General features: G+C 45.4%; 18 protein-coding genes. 6 read left to right on the plus strand and 12 right to left on the minus strand.

Going from position 1 to position 21443, the window contains the following annotated elements:
* Positions 1–2430: a nitrite reductase large subunit NirB gene (nirB, locus tag H1230_RS18980; RefSeq protein ID WP_239711479.1), complete on the minus strand. Its 2430-nt coding sequence runs from the start codon at positions 2428–2430 to the stop codon at positions 1–3.
* Between the two features lie 292 nt (positions 2431–2722).
* Between nirB and H1230_RS18985 the strand changes: the two genes are divergently transcribed.
* Both H1230_RS18985 and H1230_RS18990 read left to right on the plus strand, forming a co-directional pair.
* Positions 2723–3319: an ANTAR domain-containing response regulator gene (locus H1230_RS18985; RefSeq protein WP_239711480.1), complete on the plus strand. Its 597-nt coding sequence runs from the start codon at positions 2723–2725 to the stop codon at positions 3317–3319.
* A 15-nt stretch (positions 3320–3334) separates the two neighbouring features.
* Entirely contained in the window at positions 3335–4381 is a 1047-nt protein-coding gene (locus H1230_RS18990; protein ID WP_239711481.1) for an anthranilate phosphoribosyltransferase, read from the plus strand.
* 101 nt (positions 4382–4482) lie between these two features.
* Here the strand turns inward: H1230_RS18990 and H1230_RS18995 are convergent, their stop codons facing one another.
* Positions 4483–6114 carry a sensor domain-containing diguanylate cyclase gene (locus H1230_RS18995; RefSeq protein ID WP_239711482.1) on the minus strand — a complete coding sequence of 544 codons (1632 nt, stop codon included), beginning with the start codon at positions 6112–6114 and terminating at the stop codon, positions 4483–4485.
* 192 nt (positions 6115–6306) lie between these two features.
* Here H1230_RS18995 and H1230_RS19000 point away from each other — a divergent pair, with 192 nt between their 5' ends.
* Both H1230_RS19000 and H1230_RS19005 read left to right on the plus strand, forming a co-directional pair.
* Positions 6307–6591 carry a hypothetical protein gene (locus tag H1230_RS19000; RefSeq protein ID WP_239711483.1) on the plus strand — a complete coding sequence of 95 codons (285 nt, stop codon included), beginning with the start codon at positions 6307–6309 and terminating at the stop codon, positions 6589–6591.
* 252 nt (positions 6592–6843) lie between these two features.
* On the plus strand, positions 6844–7227 hold the full coding sequence (locus H1230_RS19005) for a PilZ domain-containing protein (protein WP_239711484.1): 384 nt from the start codon (positions 6844–6846) through the stop codon (positions 7225–7227).
* 172 nt (positions 7228–7399) lie between these two features.
* Here H1230_RS19005 and H1230_RS19010 read toward each other — a convergent pair whose 3' ends face one another.
* The 5 genes from H1230_RS19010 to H1230_RS19030 are packed head-to-tail and all read right to left on the minus strand — an operon-like array spanning position 7400 to position 10969.
* A complete protein-coding gene (locus tag H1230_RS19010) occupies positions 7400–8158 on the minus strand; it encodes a hypothetical protein (RefSeq protein WP_239711485.1) in 759 nt (252 codons plus the stop codon).
* Complete coding sequence (locus H1230_RS19015) at positions 8152–8853, minus strand: ABC transporter ATP-binding protein (RefSeq protein WP_239711486.1); 702 nt, start codon at positions 8851–8853, stop codon at positions 8152–8154. Before H1230_RS19015 ends, H1230_RS19010 begins: the two co-directional genes overlap by 7 nt.
* Positions 8854–8866: 13 nt before the next feature.
* Positions 8867–9241 (minus strand): GntR family transcriptional regulator, encoded by a 375-nt coding sequence (locus tag H1230_RS19020; protein ID WP_239711487.1) that lies wholly within the window; start codon positions 9239–9241, stop codon positions 8867–8869.
* Complete coding sequence (locus tag H1230_RS19025) at positions 9241–9987, minus strand: ABC transporter permease (protein ID WP_239711488.1); 747 nt, start codon at positions 9985–9987, stop codon at positions 9241–9243. Before H1230_RS19025 ends, H1230_RS19020 begins: the two co-directional genes overlap by 1 nt.
* Complete coding sequence (locus tag H1230_RS19030) at positions 9980–10969, minus strand: ABC transporter ATP-binding protein (protein ID WP_239711489.1); 990 nt, start codon at positions 10967–10969, stop codon at positions 9980–9982. The genes H1230_RS19025 and H1230_RS19030 overlap by 8 nt, the downstream gene beginning before the upstream one ends.
* A gap of 546 nt (positions 10970–11515) precedes the next feature.
* On the opposite strand from H1230_RS19030, the gene H1230_RS19035 reads away from it, so the two are divergent.
* Complete coding sequence (locus tag H1230_RS19035; protein WP_239711490.1) at positions 11516–12352, plus strand: sulfurtransferase; 837 nt, start codon at positions 11516–11518, stop codon at positions 12350–12352.
* 158 nt (positions 12353–12510) lie between these two features.
* On the opposite strand, the gene H1230_RS19040 is transcribed toward H1230_RS19035, so the two are convergent.
* From H1230_RS19040 to H1230_RS19060, 5 genes are all read right to left on the minus strand, one after another.
* The gene (locus H1230_RS19040) at positions 12511–13062 is read right to left on the minus strand and encodes a hypothetical protein (RefSeq protein WP_239711491.1); all 552 of its coding nucleotides are present in this window, start codon (positions 13060–13062) and stop codon (positions 12511–12513) included.
* Between the two features lie 502 nt (positions 13063–13564).
* A complete protein-coding gene (locus H1230_RS19045) occupies positions 13565–14491 on the minus strand; it encodes a hypothetical protein (protein ID WP_239711492.1) in 927 nt (308 codons plus the stop codon).
* 525 nt (positions 14492–15016) lie between these two features.
* A complete protein-coding gene (locus H1230_RS19050) occupies positions 15017–16468 on the minus strand; it encodes an IS1182 family transposase (RefSeq protein WP_239711493.1) in 1452 nt (483 codons plus the stop codon).
* A gap of 189 nt (positions 16469–16657) precedes the next feature.
* Complete coding sequence (locus tag H1230_RS19055; RefSeq protein ID WP_239711494.1) at positions 16658–17131, minus strand: hypothetical protein; 474 nt, start codon at positions 17129–17131, stop codon at positions 16658–16660.
* Positions 17132–17369: 238 nt separating this feature from the next.
* Complete coding sequence (locus H1230_RS19060) at positions 17370–17669, minus strand: iron-sulfur cluster assembly accessory protein (RefSeq protein WP_239711495.1); 300 nt, start codon at positions 17667–17669, stop codon at positions 17370–17372.
* A gap of 229 nt (positions 17670–17898) precedes the next feature.
* Here H1230_RS19060 and H1230_RS19065 point away from each other — a divergent pair, with 229 nt between their 5' ends.
* Positions 17899–21339, plus strand: coding sequence for an S-layer homology domain-containing protein (locus H1230_RS19065; protein ID WP_239711496.1), 3441 nt, complete (start codon positions 17899–17901; stop codon positions 21337–21339).
* Positions 21340–21443: the final 104 nt, after the last annotated feature.

The raw sequence follows: 21443 nt of genomic DNA on the forward strand, positions 1-21443 counted from the left end.
TTATACTGTCTCAGGCTGTGTGATAGGTTCAAAATTCTTGCGCAGCTCCGGTTCGTTCACGATCTGCTTCCAAGGGTCGGTTGTCAGGCTGAGTGTTTTCTGTATTCTTTCCTGCAGCGCTAGGCGATCCTCACGATTCTCCAAGGCCTTTTTCACACTATCCACACCTACGCGTTCTACCCAAGCTGCCGTTCTCTCATTCCATCCAGCACTCTCGCGATAATATTGGAGGAAAGCACTCGCCCATTCCACTACCTCATCGTCTGTCTTCACTACACAGAGCAGATCTGTTGCCCGGACATGTACACCGCCGTTACCCCCGATGTGCAGCTCCCAACCCCCATCAATTGCTACCACGCCAAAATCCTTAATCGTCGCTTCCGCACAGTTGCGGGGACAGCCAGAGACAGCAAGTTTAACTTTGGCTGGTGCAGTCAGGCGTTCGAATTCTTTTTCCAGACGAATCCCCATTCCAATAGCATCCTGTGTGCCAAAGCGGCAGAAGGTAGATCCGACACAGGTCTTTACTGTGCGCAATGTCTTCCCGTAGGCATGCCCAGAGGGCATATCCAGCTCCTCCCACATTTTCGGCAAATCCTCTTTCTTAACCCCTAGCAGATCGATTCTTTGTCCGCCCGTAAACTTCACCATTGGCACATCGAACTTTTCAGCTACTTCCGCAATTTTTTTGAGTGCTGCTGGTGAGGTTACACCGCCATAAATTCGAGGAACCACTGAGTAAGTCCCATCCTTCTGAATATTGGCATGATACCGTTCGTTCGTGAACCGTGATTCTTTCTCATCTACATATTCTTCAGGCCAGAGCATCCCTAAGTAATAGTTTAAGGAAGGACGGCATTTCGAGCAGCCTTCTTCTACATTCCACTCCAGAACATTCATCACTTCTTTGACCGTCTTAAGCTCCATTCGTTTAATCTCGGAGACAATTTCATCACGCCCCAATGGGGTACAGCCACAAATCCCTTCCTTGACGGTTACAACGGCATCACCTGCATACAATTGCAGTAATCCTTCGACTAGAGGCTTACAACCGCCACAAGAAGCAGAAGCCTTGGTACAAGCTTTGATCTGTCCCACACTGGTGCAGCCTTCGGATTGAATCGCTTCAGCGATTCTGCCCTTGGATACTCCATTGCAGCCGCAGATGATCTCATCATCCGCCATTTCTTCCAGCCGATTCCCTTGACCCGCAGAGAAGGCGTCCGCAGATATTCCTAGCAGCAGTTCTTTTTCGCGCCCTTTAATATTCTCGCCTTTCTTAATCATGGAGAACAACTGCGCTCCATCGTTGGTGTCTCCAAATAACACAGCTCCGATGAGTTTGTCATTCTGAATGACCAATTTTTTGTATACCCCGTCTATTTCATCCTGAAAACGCAGTGCGCGGGAATTCTCTGGCTCCGTAAATTGGCCTGCTGAGAAGACATTCACTCCAGACACCTTAAGCTTGGTTGATGTCACAGAGCCGGCATAACCTTCAGTCACGACTCCAGCCAGCCTTTTGGCTAGAACAGCCCCTTGCTCATATAGGGGGGCTACGAGCCCATAAGCGATTCCCCTGTGCTCCGCGCATTCACCGACAGCAGAGATGCCCGGAATATTCGTCTCCATATAATCATTGACGACAATGCCGCGATTGATGGTAATCCCGCTCTTTTGTGCTAATTTAATATTGGGCTTGATGCCAACCGCCATTACAATCAAATCTGCCTCAACTGTACTTCCGTCAGCGAATAATAAGCTTTTGACTCTCTTTTGGCCAAGAATGGCTTCCGACTGCTTATTTAAAAGGAACTTCATCCCCTGATCCTCAAGCTCTTTTCTGAGCATGATCGAGGCCGGTTGGTCCAGCTGACGTTCCATAATATACTCATTGATATGAACAACCGAGACTTCCATCCCCAGATGCAACAATCCTCTAGCTGCCTCCAAACCTAGTAGGCCTCCGCCAATCACTACTGCCTTTCGATAAGACTTCGCAGTTTCCTGCATAATCTCACAGTCCTTGATATCACGAAAAGCAATGACACCTTTCTTATCTGCACCCGGCAGCGGCAGCATAAAAGGATGGGAGCCAGTTGCCAAAATTAACTCATCATATTCCGTTTCAATCCCTTTATCGGAATAGATTACGCGTTTATCAGTGTCTATCGCAGTTACTGTCTGACCGATATATAAGGTAATGTTGTGGCTGCGATACCATTCCAGATCATTAATTATGATCTCATCCATATTTGCTCCACCAGCAAGAACAGAAGATAACATAATTCGGTTATAATTAGGATGCGGTTCTGATCCGAATATTGTAATTTCATAAGCCTCGGGAGCCAATTTAAGCAAATGCTCAATAGCCCACACCCCTGCCATACCATTGCCGACCAGTACCAGCTTTTTGCGTGTAGCTGTCATATTATCTCTCTCCTCTCCATGTAGAAAACACAAACAGCCCGCTTCACTCCGCCCGGAAACAACCATTTCCATTGCGATAAGTGAAAGCAGGCGCCATTGCCGCTTCAACCGAATACATCATTGTATTCGCGATTGATTAATTTATTAAACCGACTATACAACAGAAACAAGAGGCACGTCAACAATTATGACATTTAAATTTTTAAATTCTTAAATTTATCGACAAATCGTCTGCTTCTGTGTTATATAAATTAACATTAGGATTCATTACAGTTAAAAGGAGCGTCAAACTATGCATTCCCTGTTGATCATTCATAATAGTACGACAGAGAGAGACATAGAAGAGCGCTCAGCAAGCAGTCCTGATAGCGTTCTTCGTTCCTGCGGTTATCTGGTCGAGGTAGCCACTACCCCAAAGGAAGCTCTATCCTTGATCAGAGATGCGGATGCCTCGATTCTCCAATGCCCGATCACAGACATCAACTTCTGGGGAATCCTGCTCATGCAGCAAAAAATAGCGCCGATTATCTGGTGGTGTACCCACGAGACTGCTAATCTCTCTGTCGCTGCCTGTGATGACAATATTATGGTAGATGGCGTATTATCGCCTTCCATGCTCGCTCAGGAGATTCATTGGAGCCTTCATTTCAGTGCCAAACAATGCTTCGAGCGGCAGCAATGGCTGAAGGAAAAGGAACAGCTACTGTCCCGCATTGAGGAGCGGAAATGGATTGACATGGCTAAGGGCATTCTGTCCAAGGTGAAGAACATTTCCGAATCGGAAGCCTATGACCTTCTCCGCAAGCAAGCGATGAACGAACGCAAGCGTATGGTTGACGTAGCTACTTCTATCGTCAAGGTATATCAGCTGTTACAGGATCAAACATAAGGGGGCTTACTTATTATGATAAATATATTAAAAGAAGTCGCCCGTGGGAAGCGAGGGGCCCGTGATTTAAGCTACGAAGAAGCCGTCTATACAGCAGAATCTATTCTGGGCTTAACAGCTTCTCCTGTACAGATTGGCGCTTTTCTTATCGCCGAGCGCATCAAACTGGAGAGCATAGAAGAACTGGAAGCCTTTGTTACCGTTTGCCGGAAATACGCACATCGCGAACCTCTGCAGCAGGGACTGGATTGCGCAGGTCCCTACGACGGAAGAAAACGCTCTTTTGTGGCGACGTTCCCGACAGCCTTTCTACTCTCGGCAGCAGGTTTGCCGGTTACTTTGCATGGAGCAGCCTCTTTGCCGCCCAAATGGGGAGTAACACTGCAGGATATCATTCACGAGAGCGGGATTGATATTACCCAACTGACCCGTAGGGAGGCCGTAACTGCTGCTCGTGAGAGCGGAGTGCTGTTCGCTGCTGCTGAGCAGTGGTGTCCTCCCTTGGGAGCCATCCGGAGTCTTCGTGAAGATATTGGCATGCGGACTATTTTTAATACGGTAGAGAAGCTGGTCGATTATTCTTGCTCTCCCTTCATCGTGTTCGGTATCTATCACAACACCGTCTTCGACCTCTTATCCCGACTTATTATCAAACTTGGTTATCAAAAAGCATTAATCGTCCAAGGTGTAGAAGGCTCTGAGGATCTCTATATCGACCGTCCAACCCGTGTATACACCATAGAAAATGGTTTTTCCGCCCTGGATATTATCGATCCAGAGTCGCTGGGTCTGGACACGGAAGTACCTGAAATGGATTGGACGCCCCTTCAGCAGATCACAACAACAGAAGCTGTACTGCAGGGAGGCGGACATATGGCCTTCTATAATCAGACATTATTAAACGGCGCTGCAAGGCTGCATTTGACCGGAAAGGTCAATTCCATAGAAGAAGGCGTGTATACGTGCAAGCATTTATTGGATAACGGAGAAGCCTGGGCTGTCTACACCAGATGGAAAAGCGCACTGCTAGGCAGTAAAGCAACCTCCATTAGTCCAGCGTGAACATACAATAACAAATCTGAGCATCTACACAGCAGCAAAACCGCCGAATCCATCTTTCGGCGGTTTTGTTGTGTTGAGGCGGTTTATCCAGATTGCTGCGCTCAAGAAGCCGTTTCGAACGTAATTCGATTCTTGCCATTTCGTTTCGAAATATATAGTGCCTCATCCGCCAAACGCAGCGTTTCGCTAGTATCCTGTCCATCTGGTCCCCATACAGCCGCGCCTACACTGCAGCCCACGTGAACCTTCTCACCTTCGATTTCAAAGGTTTGATTAATTTTACTGACAATCCGCGAAGCCACTACTTCTGCTTCCTGCATGGGTTTATTGGCAGAGGTATGGAGAATCACAACAAATTCATCTCCACCGATACGGGCTACAATCTCATTGTCCCGCGTGCAGTCACGCAAGCGAAGAGCTACCTGCTGCAATAATATATCGCCGCCAGTGTGCCCAAGTCTATCATTTACGGCCTTAAATCCGTCCAGATCTAGATAAAGGAAACTGAGCGATGTCCGATGTTGCTTCGCACGATTGACAGCATGCAGTAGGAACTCATCCAGAGCAACACGGTTTGGAAGCCCCGTTAGACGATCATGAAGTGCCATATCAGACATATAACCTAACGCGTTCTCCGTCTGGGTCAAGTTGTTGACCAGATTTCGCAATGACGCTGACAGCAGGGCGACATCCTTTATTCGTTCGAAAACAGGAATTTCCACATCCGCCCCGGAACTTAACAGATCTGCTGTTTTGGTAATATTATTAAGCGGTTGAACGATCCACCCGGCCAAAAACCAGCCAAAGATTCCGAATATTACCGCGCTGGCCATTCCGACAAGCACAATAAACCGTTCAAGCTGGTGCACGGAGGCAAAAGCCACCTCACTTGGCTGACGAACAATAACAGTCCAACCTAAACCTGGGTAATTTAAATATCCATCTCCGTAGGCGTAACCACTCAGATAAGAGGTTTGATGGGCCGCGGACTCCACCATCCAGGAATTCCCACCTGCACGTACCTGCTTCAGTGTATCACTTGACATTCGCCGGCCTATCATGTCTGGAGGCCCGAGTAGAATCGTGTCATCCTTCTGGCTTACCACGAATATTTCCACATCTTTCATATGATCTTTAAGCGGAGCTACGATAGAGGTTTCCACCTCATGCGACCACTCCCAGCTTAGATGAGCAGATAGAACCCCACTAGTCTGACCTTGCTTCCCCTGCACAGGAACACTGACATCAACAAATTGCAGCGGTTCTCCACTCGGATTAGGAATAAGCTTGGCCAACAGTACGGCATCATGAACATCACCGATATACAGACCTTTTAAGCCCTCCTGGAAAACAGGGCGTTCACTTGCATTTTGACCTACTAAAATATTATCGGTTGCGGCTAAGACGTTACCCTTAGCATCACTGTAACCCACCCAAGTGAATACGGGCATACTCTTTTTCAACTGCTTTAGCAATACGCTAATTTCCGTCGTATCTACCGGCTCTTGAAAAGCATTAAGCTTGCTCAGCACCTCCACTTCCCCGGAACGCGACCACATAAAATGGTCCAGATTCTCGGACATCTGATAGGCAACCTCTGCTAAAGAACTCCCGATACTTACCTCTACTGTTTTAAACGATTGATTCCCGATTACATAACTCAACAGTGCAGTTAACATAATAATGATTACTACAAATGCACTTGAAAAAACAGTGCGCAAATTCAATGACACGCTACATTCTCCTTGTCTATAACTGCTTCCCTGGGTACAGACGCAACCCATAGGACAGCGGAGTCATTCCTTCTTGATAAAGCTCATGGTTTGTATGAAAATTGTCCTGAGTTCTGCGAATGATAGTGCTTACATGAATCGCATATAGTATAATTATTAAGCATTAGATGCCAAAAATAGGAGTGATTTCATTTGTCCGAACAATTCGAAATGTACGACGACCCATTCAAAATGCTAATCCTACTGGCTACACTGATCTCAGAAAAGCAGGGTGTAGAATTAAAGTATGAACATGTTCCTACTTATGAAAATGATGTGTTCGCGATTCAACATGAGAAATTTGTCTATAAAAAAGACGGGACTGAAATTACCTGGTTTGAATTTCTGGGCAGAGATATTGCCTCTACCAGCGACCTGAGTCGGTCCCAGTACAATAAGATGTTTGTGGATTGTATGGCTTCACTTTACAGTCTTTAACAGCTCCAGCGCTTCTTCATAATTCTCCTTTGCGGGAGCCTCTCCGGTAGATTCTCATCTGCGGAGGGGCTCCCGTTTTGAGATTAAAACCCTCAGATTTCCCTTTTCGTAGCTCACTCATCTGCAAATTACAGCCTAATCTTTATTATTCGAACCCTATAAATTCTTAATTTTTGAAAAAATAGAACTTTAGTAGATTGTCCTATTCCGCTCATTTCGATATAATAGCTAATAAACAAGCGGAGGTAAACTATGGACGGCTCCAGCAGAAAAGAACCATTCCGTTATGTAATGAATCAGCCTATTGATTGCTGGCTCGAAGTACCAGCCAGTAACGCTGGTCCCGGAGCCGGAAAGTTAACTGAGGGGATACTGCTTGACCTCAGCCATTCCGGCTGTAAGGTACGTACTTCCTTAAATCTCCGCTTCACAGCGGGTGATACGAAGCTAATTATTCATTTTCAACTAAATGATGAGAAGCTACAATTTGAGGGCAGTGTACGTTGGGGCTGGATGTTCGGTCTCGGCCAGTACCAATATGGAGTAAGACTGGATTTGCAAGAAGCCGAAGAAGATGAACTTCTAAGGGAACTGGAAACATGGACAAGTGCTCGCAGTAATGTTGAAGGAATGTAGGATTTTTCGTATTCATTAGGCGCCCTCCGCACAGGAGTGGCGTTTTTTTACGCAAAAACGAAAGCAAAGCTTAGTCAGCCTTACTTTCGTCCACTGAACTACATCATTAGATTGATAATACCATTGTTGCGGCGATGAAGATAAGTGACTAATTTCCTAACTAAATAGGCTATCAGGACTCTACTCTCTTTTTAAAAAGCAGGACAATTATATATAGTACTACGGCTGCCGTGATTACTTCGAACAATACAGCCCCAACGTTAACGATACTACCGGAAGTCAGGTACAGGTCAGGAGTAATCTTCCCATCAACCATGTGAAACTGCAGAGCATTTTCCAGTGCGCTAAAAGATTTACCAAATAGCTGCTGCTCAATATAGGAAATTCCATTCTCGACGATAAAAAACACAGCGATGCCAATCCAAACCTGTCCTTTAATCCGCAAACTTCGGGCAACCGTAATAGATAACATCAAGAGAATCATTAGGTACCCTGCTACCCAGACCATTTGCAGCAAACTTGCGGTTGATACAGACCAGAAATTTGCTGGGAGGAAGTCTGCAGAATTAAACAAAATATAAAGACCCAAATGCAACTCGGCCATCGCCACAACTCCCAGCAGCAGAATCCAACCCAATAGGAGCGGAGAAAGAACACTAAGAACCGGGTTTACTGGCAATAACCGCCGATGATAGGATCTTAAATTGTGGTCATAGGTACGTATGTTATAGCTTTGGAGGATTATTCCGGCAACCAAATAAGTGAAAATATTTCCGATGAACATCCCTCCATTTGTTTCTTTCCCAAGTATCCATATCCCGGTTTTATCCGCAAATATCCATAAGCCAACTTGCACCAGCAGGGTTATTGCATAAACCCGAAGAATCCGGTCCCGATTGCGTCTAAAATCATACTTAAGGAGCTTTAACATTCTGCGTACACCTCTCTGAACAGTTCATCAATACTCTTCCCGTGACGGAGCCGAAGTTCTTCCACTTCGCTTTGCATGATGATTTCTCCCTCTTTTAGAAAAATCACATCATCAAATATTCGCTCTATGTCTGAAACCAAATGGGTCGATAGCAATATCGTACTATCCTCTTCATAAAACTCCACCAGTGCATCAAGAATCCGAGTCCTCGCCACTGGATCTACGCCACCTATAGGTTCATCAAGCAAATATAACCTTGCTCTGCGCGACAGGACCATTGTAAGCTGCAGTCGCTCATTCATTCCTTTAGACAGGGTGTTCACCTTATCTTTTTCCTTCAGCTTCATAAATTCCAGCATGCGCTGGGCTTTGTCTGGATCAAAGTCAGGATAGAACGCACGCTGAAACTTCAGTGCATCACCCACACTCATCCACGATTCGGTCAGCGGCCGATCAGGCATAAATGATACAACCGCTTTACTCTCAGGTCCCACAGGCCCGCCAAGAACAGCTACACTGCCGGAGGTTGGATGGGTCAAACCGGCAATGATCTTCATTAACGTGCTTTTTCCGCTGCCGTTGCTGCCCAGCAGTCCGGTGATTTTACCTGCACCCAGGGTAAAGGATACCCCGCGCAACGCGTGTTTAGAGCTGTATTTTTTCGTAACCTCATGAATCTCCAGGATATTCTCCACCTTGCTAATCCCCCTATTCTCCATCCTTGGTCCCGATACTCTCCGCCACTGCCGCCAGAATATCCTCTCCCTGAAAGCCAAGATCCTGCATCCCACGGATAAAACGGTCTAAAATGTCCTTCGCCATTTCTTTTTTGATCGTCATAATTGTCTCTTCCTTGCTTGTGACGTATCTGCCCATTCCGCGCCGTGTCTCCACGATCTCCTCACGCTCCAGTTCCTGAAATGTTCTTTGCACCGTATTCGGATTAATCTGCATCTCACTGGCCAATTCACGCACCGAGAGGATCTTATCCCCCGGTTTCAGTTTGCCTGTGACGATTTCTCCCTTGATGTAATTCATGATCTGGAGGTAAATCGGCAGGTTGTTATCGAATTCGATTATCATCAAGCAACGTCCCTTCGTCTAAACACGACAAATCCTGCCAAGAGAAATAGAAGCATATACACGGTGAGCACCACAATGGAGAAGCTTAATGTCATCCCTGGCATCGGCGCTCCATCCCCTTTGTAAGCAACCAGATTCAGGTTAGGGAATAATACATATTTGTAAAATTCACGAGATATGACCAATTTGTCTATCGTAATGGCGAACATGGTGATCCCGATCGTCACTCCGGTGGAAGTCGTCAAGATTCCGATCATAAAGGCGAGAGTTGCATACACAACGGTGTATACAAAAACATACAAGACTGACAGCAGGATCTCCGTGAATCCTGCCTCTCCTCCGTTTAACCCAAACCATAGGATACCAGAGCCATAAACAGCCACAGTAGTAACTATCGTCAGAGTCAATGCATAGAGCAGTACAACTACATATTTGGAGGCCAGAATAGCTGTGCGGCTGCGGGCCCGAATGAGCAGAAACTTAATAGTTCCTTGCCCATACTCCTTGGATACAACACCAGCCGTTCCGATGATAGCAAGAATGGTCAATGCCTGGCCAATGCCATTTGGCAGCAGCATCGTCGAAGAGAAATCAAAGGCCGATCCAAATAAATCAGCAGATACTGAATGTACAATATAACCTACCAGCAGCGGTAGTAAAATCAGCAATACGTACGGCACGAAAAACATGCGTTTCTTGGACAATTTCAGCCATTCGTTAAGCATCAAGTTATTAAAGCTACGCAATGAGGTTCCCTCCAGTCCATTTCAAGAAATCTTCTTCCAGACTTTGTTTCAGCTCTGTAATCCGGTAGATGCCCACTCCGCCAACCCCAAGGGCCGCCACAAGCGCAGGTACATTACTATCCAGCAGCGTTACTGTCAGCTCAGCGCGGGTACTATCCATACCGTTCAACTGTGCAATCTTGGCTCCTTCCACGATGTCTATAGCCGATTGGAGCAAATCAACACGAATCGTTAGCTTCACCTGTGCTGCAGCTTCCTGCTCCTCACCCAGCTTCGTCACCGTTACCAGCTTGCCGTTCTGAATGACCACCGCGCGGTGGCATATTTGTTCAATCTCAGCCAGCATGTGACTGGAGATTAGAATGGAGATGCCTTCCACCTCGGCGATCGTGCGCATGTATTCGCGCATCTCGCGGATGCCTGCAGGATCAAGCCCGTTGGTTGGCTCATCGAGGATTAACAGCTTCGGCCGCTGAAGCAATGCCTGTGCAATCCCTAGGCGTTGTCGCATGCCCAGCGAATAGGCCTTCACCTTCTTGTTCATCGCTTCCTGCAATCCTACTAGCTGCACAACCTCATTGATCCGCTCGTCATTCACCTCATCCGTCATTCGCTGATATTGCTTCAGATTATCGAGTCCGGTCATATACGGATAGAATTCCGGATTCTCAATAATGGCTCCAATATGGGCAATGGCCCGCTTGAAATCATTTCGGATACTATGACCCTGAATCATCACATCACCTTCACTCATCCGAATCAGACCCGTCATCATACGAATCGTCGTTGTTTTGCCTGCCCCATTGGGTCCCAACAGCCCGACAATCTCGCCCTTGCGGATATCAAAAGACAGCTTATCTACAATCGCCTTCCCCTTGATGATCTTGCTCACGCCATTCATTTGCAGCACTACGGGTGCTTCCTTACCATGCTCTACGTTCTGCTGATTCATCGTCTTTTGGTTCGTCGTTATCTGGTTCATCGAAATCCTCCCTGACCTTTTCATTGTGTCGGTGTTATAGTTGAATAGTACACTAACATAGAGAATATGTAAAGCCTAATTTATGTAAAAAATTTTCTGCAAATTAGACAGGTTACCGGTTGATTTAATTATCAATAAACGATTTGTTGATTCATGATTAGTGGGGTTCCAAGAAACAAGCAAGAAAAAACGGCTTCGCTTTCCTTTGGCTGCAACCTTCCTATTTTTGCAAGCAAAAAAAAGAATCGTCCGGACTAAAAAGCCCCTATTTGCTCGAAATCAGGCGATTTGTGAGTTTGGCGGACTCAAGGGACGCTATTGATTAAATTCCTCCCGAAAAGAAGCAGTTTTTGAGTCAATAGCGTTTCCTGAGTCCGCTTCCTATTCCGCACACCCCCTCGAAAGGGAATTAGTGGATCTACAGTCCGCCAAGTTGAACTGCAACTATTCAGACTTCATATCTTTTTAAAAAATAGCTGAGGTGCACCCTCCTTTATTTTCCGCTATAATGACTCCATACATATCAAAGGGAAAGAAGGTATCATTATGGAACCTGTAGTTTCTATCCGCTGGCTGCTTGCTCGCCTATTCGAGCCCGAGATGGTCATCGTCGATTGCCGTTTTTTACTCTCAGATCCGCAAGCCGGACGCACAGCCTACACTGAAGACCATATCCCTGGTGCAATCTATTTACATCTGGAGGAGCAACTCTCCTCTCCTATCGGCACTCATGGTGGACGTCATCCCCTGCCGGACATCACGGAATTAATCTATACGCTTAGTAAAGCTGGTATTAATCGAGATAGTATAGTCGTCGCTTATGACGATCAAGGTGGGGCAATGGCTTCCCGTTTCTGGTGGCTGCTGAGATATTTGGGGCATGAACGTGTCTATTTAATGGATGAAGGCTATTCCGCTTGGAAAAAAGCAAGCTTCCCCGTCAGTGCGCATCAGGCTGTACGTATCCCTAGCCAATACGTAGCTGATGTTCAGCATGATATGGTCGTGGGTGTGGAGGAAGTTCGGGCTGCTTCCATTAATGGAGGCCCACTTTTGGTAGATTCGCGTGAACCCCGCCGCTATCTAGGTCTGGAAGAGCCGATGGATGCCAAAGCTGGTCATATTCCCCGAGCGGTTAATAAGTTCTGGAAGGATGTACTGGATGATGAGGGGCGCTGGAAAAGCTCAGCTGTGCTGAAAGAGCAGTTCGCGGACATTACGCAGGAGCAGGAAGTGATTGTGTATTGCGGTTCAGGCGTAACCGCCTGTCCGAATATACTCGCGCTGCATAAAGCGGGCTATGAGCATGTGAAGTTGTATGCGGGGAGTTGGAGTGACTGGATTAGTTATGAGGGGAATGTGGTGGCTACGGGAGAGGAATGAACAATGGCATAAGCATGCAAAAGCCCGCGTCGGGTGCTCGCCCGACGCGGGCTTTTTGTGCTGGAATTCGCTGCTCTGGCGGTGCAACACTTGACTTCAAAACACGGATTCCCCCGTGCTTTTCCAGCTATTCGCGCATGTTGCAATAGCAGCAAGACTCAAGGTGCATATCTGCTGACATCTACGGCCACATGCTCCAGCTTGGTTTTGCTTAACGAATGATAAGGAGCAAAGATGGTAACGTACCGGTCCTTCAAAGGGAACGTCAGCATGTCGGTACCGTTTACTTTGTACCATTTGCCCTTCACGTTATTGGATTCAGGCAAAGTGACTACGGTGCCTTTATAGCTATAGGAATAATCGCGCGGGGACACGGAAACTCTCATGTATTTAAAGAAAAACGTAACGCTGTCGCCGACAACGCCTACTTTTTGGAAGGTATCGCCTGTGATCATGCGTGTAGGCACGTACGCGGTTTCGAATCCGTCGAAAGAAGCAAAGGCTTGAATGATTTTTTTGTACTCAGCGGACGAATAGGGCACATCGCTCACCGTGAAGTTCAGCTTTTGGGAGGCTGCGGCGGAATTAGAAGCGACGGACGCTGCCTGTCTTTCCGTATTGCCGGCTGCCGAGGCCGGCTGAGCCGATATGATTCCTGTAAAAAGTACACTTGTGGCGATTGAAGCTGCGATCCATTGGGGGTAACGCATGTTTGATTCCTCTCCTTTGTGTCTGGGTTTCTTTGTTCGAACTCATCTTAACAGCCAATTGTATCCATCCTAAAGCCGAATTGTATCCAAGTTGTAAATAAACGCAACCATAACAAATTAATTTCTTTTTGGAAAAACCGTTCGAAAGAAGATATTCATTAGGATCTTTATTTCTAGGTTTTTGCATGGTTTTTCTAATCACTGCTCCTTTCGCAGATGGAAAGACCAGTCAGGTACACAATTGTGCGGCTGTATGCCGGAAGCTGGAGTGACTGGATTAGTTATGAGGGGAATCCGGTGGCTTCGGGGGAAGAATAAACATAAAGAACCCGCGTCGGACGCGGGCTCTTTATGTTGGAGTGATGGCGATGTAGGGTTCGTACAGAGTGCCAAGGAATGTTCGAAATCAACATGGAGTCAACCGCAAACCGCCAAGGCCAGTTCTCCCAAGGCCCATACCCATTCGTCAGTTCTACCTAAGACGGGTCCAGCTTTCCTTCTACTACAGCCTGGTCAGCACATGCGCGCTCACAAAGTAATCCCTGTCTTCGTATTCGTTATGAACGAACTCCCACAGCAGCGAAAACCTTAATTCAACTTTATACAACCGCATAATTTGCGGGTGAACGTGGACGAATGCCCCTGGCAGGCACAAGCCTTGTTCAGCCAGCTCCGGCAGATGCTCGTAAATCAGGTCCAAGTTATCGCGGAGATTTCCTCCCGTCAGCTCCAGAGTCTTAATAGTAGCCGGGCTGGTATAGCCGGTTGATTTCATGTGCTGCAGCAGCAGAGTATCGGTTAAATGGACAATCACCCCGTCCGATGCCAGGAGGCCTCGCAAAGATTCAAAGATATTGATATGAATCCGTTCAAGCAGCTGATCCAGCTGAGCGCTGAATTCTGGCGTATGGGCAACCTTATTTTTCTTCCGGTAAAAAAAGGCGGAGATGAGCTGCGTCGTGAAGCATAAATTCATGACCACGTCAAAAGGAGGGTGCAGCGGCGAGAAATCCACGTTTGGCAGCAAATCGTCGACCTTTTCTTTCAAGTCATCCAGTGAAGATACTTCCGTTCCTACTCCGGTCAGATCAATGATTGCTCGTTCGTATTTTTCCGGGTGCGCCGACTTGGCCAGAAAGCGGTCCAGCGCTTTTTCATCGATATCGACGATCGTGATCCGTTCAAATATAGACTCGATGTACGAAATGGGCACATCATTTCCGTTCCCGGCCCCGAGTAATAAAATATGCCCGCGCCCGCAGCGGTTATGCTCCAGAGTTTGCTCCAGAACTTGCTGGATCTGATCCCGGTAGCCCCCCCAGTGTTGCCAGTCATGTTGGGTCGAGTCGTTTCGGAGGGTGTTGGCTTTGCGGAATTTGACGTAAGGGACATTGACTTTTCTCATAAATAGATTCATAGCGAGATTCACCTTTTCTATCTAGAATGGAGCATTAACTAAATTATATATTGTTTTTGGGGGCATTACTCGGAAAGCCCAATCATTTGTACCACATACTTTTTTATGCCTCAAGAGTTAAGGCGCCTAAAGAGAGATTTATAGGCATTCTTCGAATAGATAAGCCCTTGATTTGTCTGAAGAAATTACAAGTAGAGCAAATGACAACACAAAAGCTATACTTTTCTGTTGTTTTTCAGATTATTCCCCTCCTTTCATTTAGTAGTTTGCGTAAGCTAAGTCCATAAGATTCTTTATTAATTGCACATAAGCTAGTGAATGTTGAAACGTACGCCTACATACCCTATCATCTTAGGGCGGATCACAGGTTGGAGACCGGAGAACAGCAAAAAAGAGCCTTCACACGCTGCAGGCCACTGAAAAACATGGCCTTCTCGGAAGATTGGAAACAACTATATCCAAAAGACGACATTCATTCGGATCTTGGCGAATGAATGTCGTCTTTTTAAGATGTATTGTTGCTGGACTGAGCCCTTTTTAGCTCATGAGCTTCAAAATCCGTTTCAGATTCACTGCAAATATCGCCATTGCTCCTTGAATTTCCATGCCAATCAGACCCGAGGTAGACGCAACATCATACCCATGTCTGTGCTTGAGTTCACTATTCTTAGCTTCAATCTTGTAACGCTCCTTGGCTTTGGCTTTAAAGGCTTCGCTTTCTTGAAACCTTGCCTGCTCTAGATGCTCGTGGCTCTTTATACTTACCGAATAGGTTTTGCTCTTTGACCCTTCTTTGTAGCAGCCTTCGCGCAGTGGGCATCGTTTGCATTTCTCTACGTCAAAATAATAGGTGTCAGTCTGGTTTTTCCCCCGTCCTTTCTTTCCCTGCCGCGCTCGACGAATGGCCAGATGGCCAGCCTTGCATACATACCTTCCCGCATCTTTATTAAATTCAAATTCGTCCTCTTTCTTTCGGTTTCCCTGCGTAATCAAAGGGTTTAATTTGGAGACGAGCTCGATTTCGTTTTGAGCACTGTAGGACAGATTATCTTTTTCCGAATAGGCCGTATCTCCAATTACGGTTTCAACCTGCATCCCTGTAGCCTTACTTTTTTCAATCAGCGTTTGGAGCTGTTTCCCGTCATTTTGTTCGCCCGTCGTAACCGTCGCTGCTGTAATTATTCGTTCTTCACTCATGGCGATATGGGTTTTGTATCCGAAAAAAGAAGAGTCTGCACTTTTGTGTCCCACTTTGGCGTCCGGATCGGTAGAGGTTTGCAGATGCTCCACATCATCGGCGACCGTTTCTTTCAGCAGATTTAAAGGCTCGCTTACCTTGGGAAGTCCCGTAAACCGTCCATCCTGCTCAATCACCGCAACCAACCGCTGGCAATATTCGATTTCATCCTCAAGGACATCCGTAGTCGGCTTGGACGGAAAAACATTTTTCATTGACTCCTCTATACTGTAGATCACTTTACGTACCTTTTTGGAGCGTTCTCGCAGCACTTCTTGCGGGGTCTTTTGGGTATAGCGCGCTTTGGTATGAGTCGCATCCACAATAATGGTTTTGCTGCGAATGACGCCTTTTTCAATGGCGATTTTCACCGTTTTGCCAATGAGCAGATCGAGTAACTTCATATCTTTCAGTCGCAGCTTGCGAAATTTGGTCAACAGACTGGGGTCAATGACCCCTTCCTCTGGAGCCATATGTAGGAAAAACTTGAACGACAGGTCGGTTTTAGAGCGTTCCACCAGATCGACGTCGGACAAGTCAAAGATAGATTTGAGCAGTAGATATTTAAACATTCGGACCGGGTCCACCGCGGTTCGACCGTTATCGTGGCAATAGGTTTCGTTCAGTTTCTCATAAACAAAGCTAAAGTCCACCAGCTCGTCCATTCGCCGTAGCAAGTTATCCTTAGGAATCAGTATATTGTAAAGTTCGATATACGGGCTCAAGATAAAATTCTGCTGCTCAGGGAGCATGGAGACCACCAGCCTTTGATTTGATACTTTAAGTATACCGAAAAAAATAGATATTCTCCTCAAAAAAATGAGGAGAATGTCTATTTGAGATCCTGATGGACTTTTTCAGTGGACTTCACACGCTGCAGGCTCTTTTTTTGCTGTTGTTATACGATGAATGCCTGTTCATAGTACTCAGGACAGAGCAGGTTATGTCAATAATAGTCCGTCAAATGCCTGTTCCAGTGCTTGCGGATAATAAGGAGTTATTATTTTATATGCATTCAGGTGAGGATTCTTCAAATCATTCTCATAGATGATCATATGCTGTCTTCCCTTTAAAATAATATCAAATCGTTGCTTGCGGTCAGCCTGAACTATCGTAATATAGTAGCTGAATTTTTTGTCAGAGTTTACATTGCGGGCCGATTTCATTAATTGAATATGAGAGAAATCCGCAAAAATTCTTTCAATGACAGCTGGATCAGTAATAATAATATCTTTCTTCTCACCGGGAACTGACGACAATCGCGTGATTTCTAGCGAGGCGATTTCTTCCAAACGGATGGTGTTGGCTACGATTCGTTTAAACGAAGTATAGCGACTTGCTGTATAGGTCATCAAAGAGACGCCTACCCCTGTCAGAAGTGCACCAACAAGCATGTATTTTCCACTTTTCCCCATAGTCCCTGTTCCTCCCTGTAATACGATTCTGTAAGCTCCAATTATAAAACTATAAAGACATTGGTGCAAATATGCTTACTTTAAATTTGCTTCCGCCACTCGGGACTTCAACCCTAGAGATAAACGCCCTTGCTGGGAGCACGAAAAAAAGCCCCCTCACGGGAGCCTTTATTGAAGCTTCACATTTTCCAAGCGAACTCCCAAATGCTTAACAAGAAGCGTTCAATTATTCAGCTGCTTATTTTTCATTGAAGCCAGTTGAAGGATTTGTTATAAAGAAGCCTTCTGGTTGCACATAGAAATATTGAATCCAAACCCCATCCAAAAGAGGTTCGCGTGTATCTAGCAATACGTCAATATCTTTATCTGTTTTGACAATTTCATCATGCTCAGTAGCTGTATCAAGAGTCACATCATAATGACCATGATTTCCATGATTCTGAGTGATAATTACACGAATCATCTTGCCTTCCCCTGCTTGACTACTCAACATATCTTTTAATACTTTAGATGCATTCTTATTAATTTTACATTTCATTTTCTTTATCCTCTATTCATCTGAATTTACAATAAGGAATTCATTATAACATAACCTAATAAGCAAAGTGTAATCCACCTTTCTCCCTTGGGTACTCTCATATATACTAACTAACAACCGATTGCTCTATAGCATTCGTTGTAAGAGTTTGTCATTTTGCTGTCATTGGGGATTGTTATACTTGGTTTAATTATGAATAGTAACAGGGAAATTTGAAGGAGGAATTGGAATGCGTGTCCTATTAAGAAAAGGAATATCCATCATGCTTGTGATGTTGATGCTGTTAGGTGGAATGAATGGGCTGCTTATTGGAGGAGACAAAGTTTTTGCTACAGCTTTTGATGGTTTTGCTGGGGGAACAGGTGATATAAATGATCCTTATCAAATTGCAACTGCTGCTCAACTCAATGAGGTTAGGAATCATTTAGATGCAAACATTTATTTCAAACTGACTGCAGATATTGATTTAAGCACCTACGCAGCAGGCGAGGGTTGGCTCCCAATAGGTCCTTTTGGTGGCGTTATGGACGGGAATGGTTATACAATCTTCAATCTAATAATAAATACTCATAGTACAGATACAGGGCTTTTCGGAAGTATTTTAAATAGTAGTACGATTAAAAATATAACTCTTAAACAAATTAATGTGCAGGGTGATGGTGTAACAGGCGGCTTGGTAGGAACGAACGGTGGAATAATTAGTAACTGCTCCGCCACAGGAAGTGTGACTGGGGGCAATTATACAGGCGGTTTGGCAGGGATTAGTTATGGCGCAACAATCGGCAATAGCTACGCCACAGGAAGTGTGACTGGGAGCGAGTTTACAGGCGGTTTGGCAGGGATTAGTTATTCTGGAACAATCAGCAATAGCTACGCCACAAGCAATGTTAAGGGAACTAATAAGACAGGCGGCTTGACAGGAATGAGCGGAACCATCATCAGTAGCTACGCTACAGGAAATGTGAGTGGGTCTAAGGATACAGGCGGCTTGGTCGGATATGATGGCGGAACAATCGTCAACAGCTACGCCACAGGAACTGTAAGTGGTACTGTTGGAGTTGGGGGATTGGTAGGAGATGCCGTACTTTTGGATGGAGCCACTTCAATCACTAGCAGCTACGCCTCAGGAAATGTGAGTGGTACTTCCGAGGTAGGTGGTTTAGTAGGAAGTAGCTTTTTATTAATCAGCAACACCTATGCCACAGGAAGTGTGACTGGAAACAACATTATAGGCGGCTTGGTGGGGCAAGTTTCCTTTCTCGCACAAATTCGTAACAGCTACGCCACGGGAAGTGTTAGGGGCTTTTATAATGTTGGCGGTTTGTCAGGATTTTTTCCTTATACAGCCCAATTCCAGAACAGTTACTACGACATTGAAACAACAGGACAACCGGATAATTCAGGGAATGGTAGCCTTGGTAAGCTGACATTAGATATGCAAAGCTGGAATATTAGCTCAGCATGGTATAATGCTCCAGGTCAATATCCAAGATTATGGTTGTTTACAGTCCTGACTCAAGGAAGTGACATCGGAACAACCAAATTGAACAACGTTGCAAATGGCATGGAATATTCGCTTAATGGTGATACAAATTACACTGCGATTACCAGCTCTTTTGTCGATAACATTAGCGTAATTGCGGGAGATACGATTTCATTCCGCACAGTTGCAACTCCAACAAGCATAGTAACATTGACAGTCGATTTTAAGGATATTAGACAAGCAAGCACAGATGCGATGTTGGAATCCACAATTGGAACAGTAAGCTTAGGTAATACAGCAAATGAAACGATAACAGCCGTTCCATTTGGAACAACATTAGAGGCTTTAAAGAATGCGTTTATGCTACCGGCGTATGCAACTTTTGAAGTCTATGAACCAGACGGAATAACAGCAGCAAAGATATTGGCAACTGGCTATAAAGTTATTGTTACAGCACAAGATGGTATAACAAAGGTTGTATATACGTTAACCGTTGCGTCGAACTCTGCGAAAGCAATTTCCGCTTTTACGTTTGCGGGATTGACTCCAGAGGTAAATGGAACTATTGACGAAACGAACAAGACCATTGCATTGACTGTGCCCAACGGAACGGATCTAACCACGCTAGTTCCCACATTTACGACAACGGGTATTAATGTATTGGTGGGAAGTACTACTCAAGTGAGCGGAACCTCCGCTCAGGATTTTACTCACGCAAAAACATACACGGCAGTAGCGGCTGACAGTACGATACAGAATTACACGGTAACAGTAACCATAGCGTCGAGCTCTGCAAAGGCCATATCTGCCTTTACGTTTGCTGGATTGACCCCAGAGGTAAATGGAATTATTAACGAAACGAACAAGACCATAACATTGACTGTTCCACATGGAACGGATGTAACTTCAATTGTCCCTACGTTTACAATTACGGGTGCGAGTGTGCAGGTGGCAAGCGACGTGCAAGTGAGCGGTATATCAGCTCAGGATTTCACTAACGCAATAACGTACACGGTGGTAGCCGCTGACAGCACCACACAGAATTACACGGTAACAGTAACCATAGCGTCGAGCTCTGCGAAGGCCATATCTGCCTTTACGTTTGCGGGATTGACCCCAGAGGTAAATGGAATTATTAACGAAACGAACAAGACCATAACATTGACTGTTCCACATGGAACGGATGTAACTTCACTTGTCCCTACGTTTACCACTACGGGTGCGAGTGTGCAGGTGGCAAGTGACATTCAAGTGAGCGGGATTACAGCCCAAAATTTCTCTAACCCAATAACATACACGGCAGTTGCGGCTGACGATACGACACAGAATTACACGGTGACGGTAACCGTAGCAGAAGCTCCAACCCCAAGTAACAATGACGGTGGAAATATTTCTACACCTACACCAACATCAGCACCAGCACCAGCACCAGCACCAGCACCAGCACCAGCACCAACATCAACATCAACACCTACTCCAACATCAGCACCAGCATCAACACCAGCATCAACACCAACACCAACACCAACTGCAGCAGAAAATATTTTCATGAGTGAAATTGTTAATCCAGCAAAGGAAGCAGTTATTATCCAGTCCATGGTGGAAAAAGCGAATACTATTAATGCCAAGGTTGAATTAAAGGATACTAATGGTCATTGGGCTGAAAAAACAATAGATACATTCATTAAACTAGGTGTTATACAAGGTTATGGCGACAAAAGCTTCAAACCTGATAGCAATATTACTAGAGCAGAATTTGCAACAATCCTTACTAAAGTATTCTATATGGACGCAGGGACTAAATCTGTGAATTTAAAGGATGTAGGAACTCATTGGGCAAAAGCGGCGATAGAGAAGCTTACCTCACTTGGTGTATTAAATGGATATGGGGATGGTACATTCAGACCCGACCGCACAATATCGCGGGAAGAAATGATTGTCATTATCTCACGTATTGTAAACTTAACTCCTATAGCTGATGATACGAATAATACGTTTACAGATATAGATGGTTCTTACGCTCATGCTGCGCTTAATGATGCTTTTAAAGTTGGTATTATCACGGGTAAAGGCAATAATAAGATGGAGCCTAAGAGTAAAGCAACACGTGCAGAGGCTTTAACGATAGTGTTGAACACTTTGAACCTCGATCCACAACTAAAAACATTGTTAGATGAGTTGAATTAAATCCTCATTTAATGTCAAGAAAGCTCGTGTCTCAACGCGGGCTTTTTTGTTGTGTGAGTGAAGCAATAGATGAAAAAGAGGAGCATTTCAAGCCTGTAGAACAA

Origin of the sequence: Paenibacillus sp. 19GGS1-52 (assembly GCF_022369515.1) — a bacterium.
In the GTDB taxonomy this organism is placed as follows: domain Bacteria; phylum Bacillota; class Bacilli; order Paenibacillales; family Paenibacillaceae; genus Paenibacillus_AQ.

Bases quoted from the DNA above. Each gene is read 5' to 3' on its own strand.
- H1230_RS19020 (WP_239711487.1), bottom strand. From the start codon at position 9,241: ATGATAATCGAATTCGATAACAACCTGCCGATTTACCTCCAGATCATG.
- nirB (WP_239711479.1), bottom strand. From the start codon at position 2,430: ATGACAGCTACACGCAAAAAGCTGGTACTGGTCGGCAATGGTATGGCA.
- H1230_RS19050 (WP_239711493.1), bottom strand. From the start codon at position 16,468: ATGCTCCCTGAGCAGCAGAATTTTATCTTGAGCCCGTATATCGAACTT.
- H1230_RS19010 (WP_239711485.1), bottom strand. From the start codon at position 8,158: ATGTTAAAGCTCCTTAAGTATGATTTTAGACGCAATCGGGACCGGATT.
- H1230_RS19030 (WP_239711489.1), bottom strand. From the start codon at position 10,969: ATGAACCAGATAACGACGAACCAAAAGACGATGAATCAGCAGAACGTA.
- H1230_RS19035 (WP_239711490.1), top strand. From the start codon at position 11,516: ATGGAACCTGTAGTTTCTATCCGCTGGCTGCTTGCTCGCCTATTCGAG.
- H1230_RS19055 (WP_239711494.1), bottom strand. From the start codon at position 17,131: ATGGGGAAAAGTGGAAAATACATGCTTGTTGGTGCACTTCTGACAGGG.
- H1230_RS19005 (WP_239711484.1), top strand. From the start codon at position 6,844: ATGGACGGCTCCAGCAGAAAAGAACCATTCCGTTATGTAATGAATCAG.
- H1230_RS18990 (WP_239711481.1), top strand. From the start codon at position 3,335: ATGATAAATATATTAAAAGAAGTCGCCCGTGGGAAGCGAGGGGCCCGT.
- H1230_RS18985 (WP_239711480.1), top strand. From the start codon at position 2,723: ATGCATTCCCTGTTGATCATTCATAATAGTACGACAGAGAGAGACATA.
- H1230_RS19065 (WP_239711496.1), top strand. From the start codon at position 17,899: ATGCGTGTCCTATTAAGAAAAGGAATATCCATCATGCTTGTGATGTTG.
- H1230_RS19060 (WP_239711495.1), bottom strand. From the start codon at position 17,669: ATGAAATGTAAAATTAATAAGAATGCATCTAAAGTATTAAAAGATATG.
- H1230_RS19040 (WP_239711491.1), bottom strand. From the start codon at position 13,062: ATGCGTTACCCCCAATGGATCGCAGCTTCAATCGCCACAAGTGTACTT.